We start from the raw sequence: 13,712 nt of genomic DNA, 5'->3' as shown, positions 1-13,712 counted from the left end.
AACGCCGCGATCATCGCGGCGTTTTTGTCAGAACCGGTATCAGTTCTTCGTCTCGTCGATCTTCAACTGCCCTTGTTCGAAGATGTTCAGCTTCTGGCGAATCTCGTGGGGCTGGGCGTAGGCCTGCGGATCGATTGCAGGCGCAGCGGTCGATGCACCAGGCTTGTCGGCGGGAGCCGCAGGTGAGGCCGGTGCAGGGACGGCATCGGTTTTCGGCGCTTCGCCTGCATTCTGCGCGCCTTCGATACGCGCCTGTGCCTTTTTGGTCAGCACGGTGATGTCGATACGACGGTTGATCGGGCTGTTGGGGTTGTCCTTGTCGTACAGGGACGACGACGCGTAGCCCACGACCCGCGCAACCTGCGGATCAGGATAACCACCGGCCGTCAGCGCACGACGTGCGGCGTTGGCGCGGTTGGCCGACAGCTCCCAGTTGCCGAACCCGTTGTTGCCCACATAAGGCGTCGCATCGGTGTGGCCACTGATGCTCACCTTGTTCGGCACCGTTTTGATGGTGTCGGCCATGGCCAGCAGAATGTCTTCGAAATACGGTTTCAGGCGCGCGCTGCCGATGTCGAACATGGGGCGGTTTTCAGCGTCCATGATCTGGATGCGCAGGCCGTCCTGAGTGATCTCGAACAGAATCTGGTCCTTGAACTTCGCCAGTTGCGGGTTCTCGTTGACCTTGGTCTGCAGCTCTTGCAGCAACATCTCCAGACGCTCCTGTTCGACCTGCTCGGCCGCCGCATCCTGCTTGTCCGCATCCACAGGCACTTTGTCCGGCGCGGGGGTGGATTTGATTTCAGGGTTGAGGGTCTGGTCCGGCGACATCTCGGGCGAACCGCCCAGGTCGATGACGTACGGCGAGCCGCTGTCGGAAAAGCCGACCGGGTCCTTGAAGTAGCCGGCGATGGCGATCAACTGCTCGGGGGTGGCCGAGGACATCAGCCACAACACGAGGAAGAACGCCATCATCGCCGTCGCGAAGTCGGCGAAGGCGATTTTCCAGGCGCCACCGTGGTGGCCGCCGCCAAAGCGCTTTACGCGCTTGACGATAATGGGCTGATTATTTTCCATGGATCAACGACCGCGAACAGCTTGTTCCAGCTCACTGAAGCTGGGGCGGTGCGCTGGATAGAGAACCTTGCGACCGAACTCGACAGCCAGTGAAGGCGGCACGCCCGACGCCGAAGCCACCAGCGAGGCCTTGATCGATTCGAACACGTTCATTTCTTCCTTGGCATCGTGCGCCAGGCACTGTGCCAGCGGGCCGAAGAAGCCGTAGGCCGCAAGAATACCGAAGAAGGTACCGACCAGCGCCGCACCTACGTGCATACCGATCGCTGCCTTGTCGCCGGAACCCAGGGACGCCATGGTCACCACGATACCCAGTACCGCCGCAACGATACCGAAACCGGGCATACCGTCCGCGATACCGGTGACCGCGTGGGAAGGGTGTTCGAGCTCTTCTTTCATGCTCAGCAGTTCCATGTCGAACAGGCCTTCGAGCTCGTGGGGAGCCATGTTGCCGGACGACATGATGCGCAGGTAATCGCAGATGAACGCGATCATGCGGGTGTCTTTGAGCACGCTTGGGTATTTGGCGAAGATGGGGCTGTTTTCAGGCTCTTCGATATCCCCTTCAATCGCCATCATGCCTTCGCGACGGCTCTTGTTGAGGATCTCGTAGATCAGGCCCAGCACTTCGAGATAGAAGGCGTGAGTGAAGCGTGAACCAAACATCTTCACGGACTTCTTGATGACGTGCATGGTCATATAACCCGGGTTCGCCTGCAAAAATGCACCGAACGCGGCACCGCCGATGATCATCACCTCGAAAGGCTGGATCAACGCAGCGATTTGACCGTGGGAGAGAACGTAGCCGCCGAGAACGCTCGCGAAAACGACGATGATGCCGATAATTTTTGCCATAGATAAAGAATACTTACTGAGTCGGGTTCATGGTCATTGTGCGAGAAGCGTTCGAAACTCTTGTTCTACTTATCGGCATGAGTGCGCCAGACTATAGTCAATTCAGGCGAAAATCCTGTCTGGCGTCTGGTTCGGGCACCGCAGCGCAACGGCCAGCATGATGCCATCGTTCGACACCGATCAAAACCTCCCAGCCGTACGGGCCTTGTGAATGCAACCAGATAACGCCTCTAAGCTCCTCGTTCCGCAGACACTCGACGCGTGGGTCAAACAACTGGACAGCATCGCCCTGCCCGTTCCAGCCCTCGCCCACGCCAAAGTGCATGCCGCGCTCAACGACAGCCGCCGCTCCCTGCGCGAGATCGCCGATCTGATGCAGGACAGCCCGGCACTGGTGCTCAGCGTGCTGCGCGAGGCCAATCTGCACAGTGGTGGCCTGGCCGAGCCTGCGGAGAGCCTTGAGGTAGCGCTGAATCGCCTGGGTCTGGCGCGCACCGGCACGCTGCTGGGGCGCCTGCCGAGTGTCGAATTGCAGAACATTCCCGTCGCCCTGCGCCAGCTGCAATTGATCAGCCAGCACGCCACGCAACAGGCCTATGGTTTGTTCGCCAATCAGCTGGCGCGGCTGTGGCAGGACATTCATCTGGGCAGCCTGCTGTTTCTCGCCCCGCTCTGGCCGATGGCGCTCGCGCACCCCAAGCTGCTGGAGGAATGGGAGCTGCGCATCATCCACAAGGGTGAGTGCGCCAAGACGGTCGAGAAATCCCTGTTTGGCGTGCGTCTGGTGCAGTTGTGTCGGGCGCTGGCGACGCATTGGCAATTGCCGATCTGGGTGACTCAGGGCTACGACCTGCTGATTCGCGAGCAACGTAGCCTGGTGCGGGTGTTGCGCATCGCTCATGAGAATGACGACCCGCTCAAACAGCAGCAGGCACTGGACGCCGACCTGCCTTTGCGCCGATGGCTGAACCAACCTGCAAACACCATTCTGCTGGCCAGCGGCCTGGCGCTGTCAGCGCAGCAAGCCTGGGATACCCCGCACACCGTGCGCTGGGAGCTGCTTACCAGCCTTTATCTGCAAAAGCCTTTCGATGACCTGCAGCAACAGGTGCACCAGAACGCTGCGGCCAGTGCTCGTCAACACGCGGCCGTCGGGGTCTGGCATCCCGCCGAAGCCTTGCTTTGGCCCTGGGACACCCGACGCGTGCATCAAGGTTTGCTCCCAGCCCCGCCGCCTTCGGCCGAAGCCCTGCAGGACTGGCGCCGGCTTTGCGGCGACTTGCTCAAGGAGCCGAGCACCTTTACCAACGCGATGCACCTGACCACCTGCGCGCGTGACGCCCTGCTCGCCTCGGGCATGCGTCGCGCCCTGCTGCTGATGATTGATCGCAAGACCGACACGCTGCGCGTGCACCAGTTAGCCGGGGTGGACACGTCCGCTGCAGCGCTGCTCATCCCCTACCGGGAAAGCACCGTGCTGCAACGACTGATGGCCCAAGCCACACAATTGCGACTGACCGCCAGCAACAATGCACAGTTTTCCGCTTTGCTGCCGCCGCAGCTTCGCAGCCTGTTTGCGGGGGAGAACCTGTTGATCCGCTCATTGGCCAGCCATGGCCGAGTGTTGATGGTGATCGTCGCCGATCAGGGCGGCGGGCCGTTCTCGGAAATGACGGTCCAGGCGTTCGGAAAAACCGGGCAATGCATCGAGAAAGCGCTGACCACCTTTAGCCAACGCAAGGGTTGATGGCTGAGCTACAATTCGCTTCTTTTCAAGATCTGGAGCCCCTACATGTCTGCCTTCTCAAGCTTGCCGCTGGTGATCGAGCCCGCAGAATTGCAGGCACGCCTCGGCGTTTCAGAACTGATTCTGGTCGACCTGACCAGCGCCGCCCGCTATGAGACCGGCCACATTCCGGGGGCGCGTTTCGTCGATCCGAAACGCACACAACTGGGCCAGCCACCCGCACCGGGGCTGCTGCCCACGCAGTCGCAACTTGAAACCCTGTTCGGCGAGCTGGGCCACAACCCGGACGCGGTCTATGTGGTGTACGACGACGAAGGCGGTGGCTGGGCCGGACGCTTCATCTGGCTGCTGGACGTGATCGGGCACTCGAAATACCACTATCTGGATGGCGGCGTGCTGGCCTGGCAGGCAGAAGGCTTGCCTCTGTCCAGCGAAGTGCCGGCCCCTGCTGGCGGCCCTGTCCCAATCACTATTCACGACGAACCGACCGCCACCCGCGAATATCTGCAAAGCCGTCTGGGCGCTGCTGACCTGGCGATCTGGGACGCGCGCGGCCCCACCGAATACTCAGGCGAGAAGCTCGTCGCAGCCCGAGGCGGTCACATTCCCGGCGCCGTGAACTTTGAATGGACCGCAGGCATGGATCAGGCGCGCAACCTGCGTATTCGCAAGGACATGCCGCAGATCCTCGAAACCCTGGGCATCACGCCGGACAAAGAAGTCATCACCCATTGCCAGACCCACCACCGCTCCGGCTTCACCTATCTGGTGGCCAAGGCGCTGGGCTACCCACGAATCAAGGGTTACGCCGGTTCGTGGGGCGAGTGGGGCAATCACGCGGATACACCGATCGAGAAGTAACCGTCGCACACACGAATGGCATTTCCCTATTTTGAAACGCTTTAGGAATCTTGATGAAACAGCGTCTGTTTATTCTTTTCCAATACCTGCTTCCCCACCACCTGCTGTCACGTCTGGCCGGCTGCGTTGCCGAGTGCCGCGTGCGCTGGTTCAAGAATGCGTTCACCCAATGGTTTGTGCGCCGCTATCAGGTCGACATGTCCCAGGCGCTGGTGGAAGACTTCACTGCCTACCCACACTTCAACGATTTCTTCACCCGCGCGTTGAAACCGGGTGCACGCCCGCTGGATGCAACGCCGGGCGCGATCCTCTGCCCTGCCGATGGCGCAGTGAGCCAGTTGGGGCCGATCGATCATGGCCGCATTTTCCAGGCCAAGGGCCACAGCTTCAGTGCGCTGGAATTACTCGGTGGCGATGCGCGCCTGTCCGCGCCGTTCATGGGCGGCGAGTTCGCCACCATTTACTTGTCGCCGAAGGACTATCACCGCGTGCACATGCCACTGGCAGGCACTTTGCGCGAGATGGTCTATGTGCCGGGCCGTCTGTTCTCGGTCAACCAGACCACCGCCGAAAACGTGCCTGAGCTGTTCGCCCGCAACGAGCGCGTCGTCTGCCTGTTCGACACCGAGCGCGGCCCGATGGCCGTGGTGCTGGTTGGCGCGATGATCGTCGCCTCGATCGAAACCGTTTGGGCCGGTCTTGTGACCCCGCCAAAGCGCGAGCTGAAAACGTTCCGCTACGACGAAGCGGCCCGTGCACCGATTCATCTGGAAAAAGGCGCCGAACTGGGCCGCTTCAAATTGGGCTCCACAGCCATCGTGCTGTTCGGCCCGAACCAGGTGAAATGGGCTGAGCAACTGGCGGCAGGCTCACCGACGCAAATGGGTCAACTGCTGGCCACTGCTATTCAGGCCTGATTTTTGCCTGATAAATCTTGAAACGTTTTTTTGGCGCGCCCTCATGACCTGACGAGGCCCGCCACTGGCCGTCAAAGACCTGGAGTCTCAGCCCAGATACAATTTCATTTTGATATTAAGGGCTGCGACTGCTAACCGATGCTGGTAAAGTCGTCCATTGGTGTTGTAGGAAACTTCGCTTTCAATTGACGTAAACTTGCTCCTTTCGCTCGGTAAACGTGCCACTGCACCGCATTTACATGAAGCCATTCGGGCCAGTAGTTTGTTGGAGTTTGCCTGTCACATGAGTAAATTAAGTCTCCCACTGTTGTTGCGCGCACCTGTGCCGACGCAGTCGAGCCTGTCGTTCTGTGACGCGACGCCCAAAGATCTGAAGCGCTGGATCTCGACCCTGCCCAAAGCCAACCTCGGCGAAATGGCCCGCCAGCTGTATCAGGGCCTCGGCGAACTCAACCAGCTGCTCACCCCCAGCGAAAACCGCCTGCAACTGCTCGAACTGCTGCGCCCGGAAGTGTTTTTCGTATGCAAGCATCTGGAGCGGCACTTCCTGAATCAGTCAGTAGTACTGGAAGAGCGGCCTCGCAAGGTCGCCAACCTCTGCCAGGCGCTGCAGAACCATCTGGCGATTGGCTACAAACAGATCATCGCCAGAATCGCCCCCAAATTCAGCCGGGACCGCCCAACGCTGCTGACCACAGCGCTGCAGCGAGCCCTGCATTGCCTCAACGGCCCGCTCATTCGTGCCAATCAGCTTTACTGTCCGGTGCAGGATGGTCTGTGGCTCGAACTGCATCAGATCTACCAAATCGCCCGGCAGAATCAGTTGCACAACGTGCCGGTTGCCGACAATCAGGCCCACCACACTCGTACGCTGACCGTCGAACAGACCTACACCGTCGCGCTGCTGATGGGCTGCTCGCGCTGCAACCAGATGCGTCAGCACAACATCGGCAAGCTGGCCGATGCGCTGGATGCCTGGAGCTCGATGGTCACCCTGCAACAGCCGACCGACGATTCGAGCCTGTATGCCGTGGCGTATGGCACTGACACCGCGCCGCGCTACACCTCGCTGTATGCCGAGGATCAACGCGCAAACCTGCTGGGCATAAACCCTCGCCCGCTGTCGGCGGCCTTGCAGCGCTACATCGAGACCCCCATCGAGCAGCGTACCCAGTCGTACCTGCATGTGCCGCCGGGCCTGTCGATCGACGTGCTTCAGCATCTGGCAGCTGCGTGGGGCGACGTCTCGGAGCGTGCCTTCCAGCGCACTCCAAGCCAGGGCACGCTGACCGTTTGCGTGGGCATGAGCGCGCTGCATTACTTCGTCGGCGGGCAAAAATGCTTCAGCGACCTGCTGCTGGTGCCAACCGATACAGTCAGCAAAGTCGCTGATTACACACTGCAACCCCTTGAACCACAGAAACAGGATCCGTGGGGGCAGGCAATCGACGTTCAGCGCGCCGGAACGTCGAGCACCCTGCTGCCGTTCGAAGAGATCGAGTACCAAGGCAGTGAGGCCGAAGCCGCTGCCGCCTCGGACGGTCAGAAAGGCTTTCCGACCTACAGTCTCAACATCGTCAACCACAGCCCGGGCGGCTATTGCCTGGCATGGCCCAAAGAGGTACCGGATCAGCTGCAGGCCGGCGAGATGATCGGCATCCAGGACCACGGTCACGGCTGGAGCATTGCGGTGGTGCGCTGGGTGCGCCAAGTGCGCAGCGGCGGGACACAGATGGGCGTCGAGCTGATCGCCCCGTTCGCCCAGGCCTGCGGCATGCAGTTGCTGCGCGCTGAACAGAGCAGTCAGTACCTTCGTGCGCTGCTGTTGCCTGAAGTGCGGGCTATCGATGTGCCAGCAACCGTCATCGCTCCGCGCCTGCCGTTCGACAATGGCAGCAAGGTGATGATCAACAGCAGTGGCGATGAACGTCGGGCCACCCTGAGCGGACGTCGCGCGACGACCGGCAGCTACAATCAGTTTGAATACGAAATTCTTGAAGGGCCGAAGAAAGCTGCTCCAGAGGGTGGTCCGGAGCAGGAATTCGATTCGTTGTGGACGGTGCTGTAATCCGGTTTAGAGACCCCGAATCGGTTTAGAGACCCCGGCCTTCGCGATCGCGCAAGCCCAGCAGATACAGCACTCCATCGAGCCCCAGCGTCGAGATCGCCTGCCTGGCAGACTGCTTGACCAGCGGCTTGGCGCGGAATGCCACACCCAGACCGGCGATGGCCAGCATCGGCAGGTCATTGGCGCCGTCGCCGACTGCGATGGTCTGCTCTAGGCTCAAGCCTTCCTTGATCGCCAGTTCACGCAACAGATCGGCCTTGCGCTGCGCATCGACGATCGGCTCGACGGCAACGCCGGTGCACTTGCCATCCACCACTTCCAGCTCGTTGGCAAAGATGTAGTCGATGCCCAGTTTCGCCTGCAACTGGCGGGCAAAATAGGTAAAGCCACCGGAGAGGATCGCCGTCTTGTAGCCCAGACGCTTGAGCTCGGCGAACAGGGTTTCTGCGCCTTCGGTCATACGCAGCGACGCGCCGATTTCGTCCAGCACCTTGATGTCCAGCCCCTTGAGCAGCGCCAGACGCTCCTTGAAGCTGGCGCGGAAATCCAGCTCGCCACGCATCGCACGCTCGGTAATCTCCGAGACACGCTCGCCCACACCATGAGCCTTGGCCAGTTCGTCGATGACCTCGGCCTCGATGAGCGTGGAGTCCATGTCGAACACGGCCAGGCGACGATTGCGGCGGAACACCGAGTCCTGCTGGAAAGCGATGTCGACGTTCAGTTCCTGCGCCACATGCAGAAACTCGGCGCGCATTTCCTGCGCGTCGGCAGGCTCGCCCCGCACGGAAAACTCGATGCAGCCCTTGCCCTTGTCACTCGGCATGTCCAGCGCCATGCGCCCGGACAGACGATCGATGCGATCGATGTTCAAGCCGTATCGGGTGGTGATCGAACTGACCGTGTGCAACTGCTCGGCCGTGACCTTGCGGGTCAGCAGCGTGACGATGTGACGGTCCTTGCCCTGATCGTCGACCCAATGCTGGTAATCGTCTTCACTGACATGGGTGAACAGCACTTGCAGGCCGAGTTCATCGACCTTGGACTGCACCCGATCCAATACTTTGGAGCCGCTTTCGGTGTCAGGAATCTGCACCAGAATGCCGAACGACAGCGTGTCGTGGATCACGGCTTGACCGATATCCAGAACATCGGCGCCACCCTGGGCCAGCACGCCGGTAATGGCCGCCGTCAGACCCGGACTGTCTTCGCCGGTGATGTTTATCAGGACAATTTCGCGCAAGGCGCACCCCCGCAGTGGAAAAAAACCGCATTCTACGCACTTTCAGTGACCACCGGGCACAGTGAGCGCTTTGCCGCGTCTGGGTCGCTCGCTATACTGCGCCCCAACTTCTCCAAGAGAGCCGTGCTCAGTGAACCGGCCCACGCCAGTAAAAACCGATAATTTCTTCTTGCTGATCTTCCGGGCATTGCGTCATCGACGTGTTCCGATTGCTTTGCGTATCGCCAGCCATAACGTGATCCTCGTCGCGCTGGCGCTGGTGATCTACGCCTGCGTCATGGGCTTGCAGTTCAAGCAAGCCATGCACGAACAGGCCGACGCACTGGGGCAGGCCCTGACCACGCAAACCGCGACCTCCGCCACAGAGCTTTTGGTGTCCAACGACATCCTCAGCCTCAACGTGCTGCTGGGCAATCTGGTGAAAAACCCGCTGGTGGCTCACGCGGCTATTTATAGCGTGGACAACCGCATCCTCGCCGAAGCCGGCCAGCGCCCGAAAAATGGCCTGCTGGGAGAAGCCGAAGGTCTCTACGAGATCAAGGTCACCTTCCAGGACGTGGTCGCAGGCACCCTGCGCATCAGCCTGGACATGTCCCAGTTCCAGCAGCCGTTGACCATCAGCCTGCAAAGCATGGGCATTCTGGCGGGCATTCTGCTGGCGCTCGCCCTGGCCCTGAGCCTGCGCCTGGGGCGGCATATTTCAACGCCGATGCTGCAATTGCGCATGTGGCTGCGCTACATCGACCCGTACACCCCGGCCACTGATCGTCAGGATGAGATCGGTGATCTGGCCCGTCAGCTCAAGGCCTCCTACGCGCCACCGGAGCCTGAGCCAAAGCCTGCTCCTGAACCTGAGCATGTCGACGACGAAGACGACGCGTCGCCCGCGTTCGATGCCAGCGATCTGAACGACCCGGCATTCGACGAAACGCCGAAGCCTCGTGCCACGGCAATCCCGACCCGCCGTCTGGTGGCCGAAGAAGATGAAGAAGACGACCCGTTCGCCGATCTTCGCGACGACACCCCGGTGGCGCAAAAGCCTGCGCCGCGCCCGGTCCTGCCCGTCGTGCCTTCGCAGCCTCAGTACAGCGCCGTGCTGGCCGTGCAACTGGGCTCGCAAGAGCAACTGCGCCGCCTGCCACGTGCTCGCTTGACCGAGTTGCTGGAGCGATACCGCGACTGCATCGACCAGGCGGCCTCGCTGTACGATAGCGAACTGCACACCCTGAACGACGGCAGCTCGCTGATGGTGTTCAGCACTCAGGACAGCGGCGACGATTACCTGACCAACGCCATTTGCTGCGGTGAGCTGTTGCGCGCGCTGAGCCATGCCTTGCAGATCGAAGTCGCCGACAGCGGCATCACCCTGCAATTGCAGTTGGGCCTGACCCTGGGTGAAGGCCTGCACGGCATGAACCAGATCGACCTGCTGCTGACCGAAACCGCTCAGGACGCCCTGGCCCTGTCGCAACACAGCCGCAACCTGCTGCTGGTGGAGCGCAAGATCAGCGAAGACCCCACCATTCGCCAGCGCGCCCGCATCCGCCCGATCGCAAGCCCCGAGGGCGCCAGCTGTGTGGAGCGCCTGATGGAGCCGTATCCGTCGATGCTGGAGCGTCAGCTGGCGCGCATGCATGAGGCGCGCAAGGTGTGACGAAGGTTGCTGGGGTTGGCTTGGCATTTTTATTTTGATGCCCTGCCAGCGAAGGCGCCCGAAGGGCATCCATGTAGCAATTCAAACCCAAACCCACAAAAAAGCCCGCATCACTGCGGGCTTTTTTCGTTTGCGCCTGAATCAGAAGCGGAACACTTCAAGATCGGTGCGAATCGGCGATGCCATCGGGATCTTGGGCTTGTCTTGATCAGTGCGTGTCTTGGCAGGCTGAGCGGCTTTCTTGGGCTCTTCAGCGACCAGAGGCTGGCTAGCGACAGGCTTGACCGCCGCGCTCAGCTGCTCGGCTAGACGCTGCAACAACACGCCCTGAGCCTTGACCTGAGCGGCGGAAGTGCCTGCGTGAGGCTCTTCCAGGTGAATCAGCTTGCTGTCACGCACGGTACCGCGACGGTCCAGCAGGCGCCATTGAGCGTCGAGCACCGCCGGCTGGTTCGCACCGGAGTCCAGTCGGGTGATCGACAGGACAACCTGCACATCCGGGGTGAAGTTGGCAGCCGCAGGGGCCATCACCACACGCTGGCTGTCGAGCTTCCACGCCAGTTGGCGCAGAAGCAGTTGATCGATGTCCGAAGACAGGCTGCCTGCCCAACGACCGTCTGTGGACGCCGTCAGGCTGCCGTCAGGCTGGCGCTGCAGTAATGTTTCGCGTTGCAGATAATCGGCAACAGAAACCGGACCCAGCAAAACAGCAACGCCGGCACTTTGTTTAGGTTGCCCGGGATCGCCACTGTCCAGCTGATAGAGCGATTGAGGCTGATGAACGCTACACCCGGCCAAACCCAGAACGCCGGTCAATAACAGAACAAAAGGAACGCGTAAGAAATTCATCATTCCGTCCAAGTGAACGCATACGGCGCGTCCACGATGTCAAATACTCGAGAAAACGTGAAGGCACTAAGCCACGCCCGTGCCTAACGACGTCATATCATCCGTGAATATGCGCGACGACTCCAGCGATTCTGCATCGATCTTCGTGACGAAACGAAGATCGACCGCCCAAATCACGGGATTAAGTAGCGCTTTCCACTAACAACGCGTCTACGCGCTGGAAACCGCGTGGTAGCTTATTGCCACGGCGGCCACGCTCACCTTTATAGTGCTCCAGGTCGTCCGGTTTCAGCGACAGGGTACGCTTGCCGGCCTGAAGCACCAAGGTCGCGCCTTCGGGAATCACTGCCAAGTCGGTCACATATTCCTCACGACTGGCCACCCGCTCGCCCGAAATACCGATGATCTTGTTGCCCTTGCCTTTGCCCAGCTGCGGCAAATCGCTGACCTTGAACACCAGCAGGCGACCTTCAGTGGTAACGGCGGCCAGCCAGTTCTGTTCGCGATCGGGCACCGGACGCGGCAGGATGACCTTCGCCCCCGACGGCAGGCTCAACAACGCCTTGCCCGCCTTGTTCTTGGCTTGCAGGTCCTCGCCCTTGACCACGAAGCCGTAACCGGCGTCGGACGCGATGACGTACAGCGCATCATCATCGGGCAAGAGCACGCATTCAAACGTGGCGGCTGGCGGTGGCGTCAGACGGCCGGTTAACGGATCGCCCTGCCCCCGCGCCGACGGCAGGGTGTGCGCCGCCAGCGAATAGCTGCGACCCGTGGAGTCGATGAACACGGCAAACTGGTTCGAGCGCCCTGCTGCGGCGGCCTTGAAGCCGTCGCCGGCCTTGTAGGAGAGCCCGGTGGCGTCAATGTCGTGGCCCTTGGCGCAACGCACCCAGCCTTTTTCCGACAACACCACGGTTACCGGCTCGGTTGGCATCAGTTCATTTTCGGACAGGGCTTTGGCTTCGGCACGCTCGACGATAGGCGAGCGGCGGTCGTCACCATAGGTTTCGGCGTCCTTGATCAATTCGCTGCGTACCAGCTTGCGCAGTTTGGTCTCACTGCCCAGAAGGGCCAGCAGTTTGGCCTGTTCTTTGAGCAGCTCGTCTTGCTCGCCACGCAGCTTCATCTCTTCCAGACGCGCCAACTGACGCAGACGGGTGTCGAGGATGTAGTCGGCCTGGATCTCGGACAGCTCGAAACGCGCGATCAGTTCGGCTTTCGGGTGTTCGGCGGTACGAATGATGTGGATCACTTCGTCCAGGTTCAGGTACGCCGTCAGCAAACCTTCCAACAGGTGCAGGCGCTTCTCCACCTTGTCCAGCCGGAACTGCAGGCGACGACGCACTGTGCCGATACGGAACGTCAGCCACTCGGACAGCAGCGCCTTGAGGTTCTTGAGCTGCGGCTTGCCGTCCAGACCAATGATGTTGATGTTCACCCGGTAACTGGATTCCAGCTCCGTCGTAGCGAACAGGTGCTGCATCAGTTCTTCAGGGTCGACGCGGTTGGAGCGCGGAATGATGACGATGCGGCAAGGGTGTTCGTGGTCCGACTCGTCGCGCAGGTCCGCGACCATCGGCAGCTTCTTGGCTTGCATCTGCGCGGCGATCTGCTCCAGCACCTTGGCGCCCGAAACCTGATGAGGCAACGCGGTGACGACGATATCGCCGTCTTCAACGCGATACACCGCCCGCATGCGCACCGAGCCACGGCCGCTCTCGTAGATCTTCAGCAGGTCATGGCGCGGGGTGATGATTTCCGCTTCGGTCGGGTAATCCGGGCCCTGAACGTGCTCGCACAGTTGCTCGATGGTGGCTTTGGGCTCATCAAGCAGGCGCACGCAGGCCGCAGCGACTTCGCGCAGGTTGTGTGGCGGCACGTCGGTCGCCATACCCACGGCGATGCCGGTGGTGCCGTTGAGCAGGATATTCGGCAAACGTGCAGGCAGAACAGCCGGTTCGTCGAGGGTGCCGTCAAAGTTCGGCACCCAGTCCGCCGTGCCCTGGCCCAATTCGGTGAGCAGCACTTCGGAATAACGCGACAGACGCGCTTCGGTGTAACGCATGGCCGCGAACGATTTTGGATCGTCCGGCGCACCCCAGTTACCTTGACCGTCGACCAGTGTGTAGCGATAGCTGAACGACTGCGCCATCAACACCATGGCTTCGTAGCAGGCCGAGTCGCCGTGGGGGTGGAATTTACCGAGCACGTCACCGACCGTACGCGCCGATTTCTTGTGCTTGGCGTCGGCATCCAGGCCCAACTCGCTCATGGCGTAGACGATGCGTCGTTGCACCGGCTTCAGGCCGTCACCGATGTGCGGCAGGGCCCGGTCCATGATCACGTACATGGAGTAATTGAGATAGGCCTGTTCGGTGAAGTCAGCCAATGAGCGGCGTTCTACACCGTCCAGGCTGAGGTCAAGGGAGTCGCTCATG

The 13,712-nt window shown here is 60.9% G+C and carries 10 protein-coding genes; 5 read left to right on the top strand and 5 right to left on the bottom strand.

Annotated features, from left to right (window positions below; genetic code table 11):
• Nucleotides 1-39: 39 nt before the first annotated feature.
• Both motB and motA read right to left on the bottom strand, forming a co-directional pair.
• Nucleotides 40-1,077, bottom strand: coding sequence for a flagellar motor protein MotB (motB, locus tag AC07V9_RS14600; protein ID WP_495016410.1), 1,038 nt, complete (start codon nt 1,075-1,077; stop codon nt 40-42).
• A 3-nt stretch (nt 1,078-1,080) separates the two neighbouring features.
• On the bottom strand, nt 1,081-1,932 hold the full coding sequence (motA, locus tag AC07V9_RS14595; RefSeq protein ID WP_480398463.1) for a flagellar motor stator protein MotA: 852 nt from the start codon (nt 1,930-1,932) through the stop codon (nt 1,081-1,083).
• Between the two features lie 211 nt (nt 1,933-2,143).
• Between motA and AC07V9_RS14590 the strand changes: the two genes are divergently transcribed.
• From AC07V9_RS14590 to AC07V9_RS14575, 4 genes are all read left to right on the top strand, one after another.
• Entirely contained in the window at nt 2,144-3,679 is a 1,536-nt protein-coding gene (locus tag AC07V9_RS14590) for an HDOD domain-containing protein (protein WP_495016409.1), read from the top strand.
• Nucleotides 3,680-3,724: 45 nt separating this feature from the next.
• A complete protein-coding gene (locus AC07V9_RS14585; RefSeq protein WP_495016408.1) occupies nt 3,725-4,540 on the top strand; it encodes a rhodanese-like domain-containing protein in 816 nt (271 codons plus the stop codon).
• A 47-nt stretch (nt 4,541-4,587) separates the two neighbouring features.
• Entirely contained in the window at nt 4,588-5,457 is an 870-nt protein-coding gene (gene asd, locus AC07V9_RS14580; RefSeq protein ID WP_495016448.1) for an archaetidylserine decarboxylase, read from the top strand.
• A 283-nt stretch (nt 5,458-5,740) separates the two neighbouring features.
• Nucleotides 5,741-7,525, top strand: coding sequence for a cyclic-di-GMP receptor FimW-related protein (locus tag AC07V9_RS14575; RefSeq protein ID WP_495016407.1), 1,785 nt, complete (start codon nt 5,741-5,743; stop codon nt 7,523-7,525).
• A gap of 25 nt (nt 7,526-7,550) precedes the next feature.
• Here the strand turns inward: AC07V9_RS14575 and serB are convergent, their stop codons facing one another.
• Nucleotides 7,551-8,768 carry a phosphoserine phosphatase SerB gene (gene serB / locus AC07V9_RS14570; RefSeq protein ID WP_495016406.1) on the bottom strand — a complete coding sequence of 406 codons (1,218 nt, stop codon included), beginning with the start codon at nt 8,766-8,768 and terminating at the stop codon, nt 7,551-7,553.
• A 130-nt stretch (nt 8,769-8,898) separates the two neighbouring features.
• On the opposite strand from serB, the gene AC07V9_RS14565 reads away from it, so the two are divergent.
• A complete protein-coding gene (locus tag AC07V9_RS14565; protein ID WP_495016405.1) occupies nt 8,899-10,422 on the top strand; it encodes a histidine kinase in 1,524 nt (507 codons plus the stop codon).
• Nucleotides 10,423-10,563: 141 nt separating this feature from the next.
• Here AC07V9_RS14565 and AC07V9_RS14560 read toward each other — a convergent pair whose 3' ends face one another.
• Nucleotides 10,564-11,271, bottom strand: a complete 708-nt coding sequence (locus tag AC07V9_RS14560) for a PqiC family protein (RefSeq protein ID WP_495016404.1) — start codon at nt 11,269-11,271, stop codon at nt 10,564-10,566.
• Nucleotides 11,272-11,452: 181 nt separating this feature from the next.
• Nucleotides 11,453-13,711 carry a DNA topoisomerase IV subunit A gene (gene parC / locus AC07V9_RS14555; RefSeq protein WP_495016403.1) on the bottom strand — a complete coding sequence of 753 codons (2,259 nt, stop codon included), beginning with the start codon at nt 13,709-13,711 and terminating at the stop codon, nt 11,453-11,455.
• Nucleotide 13,712: the final 1 nt, after the last annotated feature.

The organism is Pseudomonas sp. GW821-FHT02A11 (assembly GCF_059421985.1).
The sequence above is the reverse complement of the archived record's forward strand: the minus strand, read 5'-3'. Positions and strand labels throughout refer to the sequence as shown.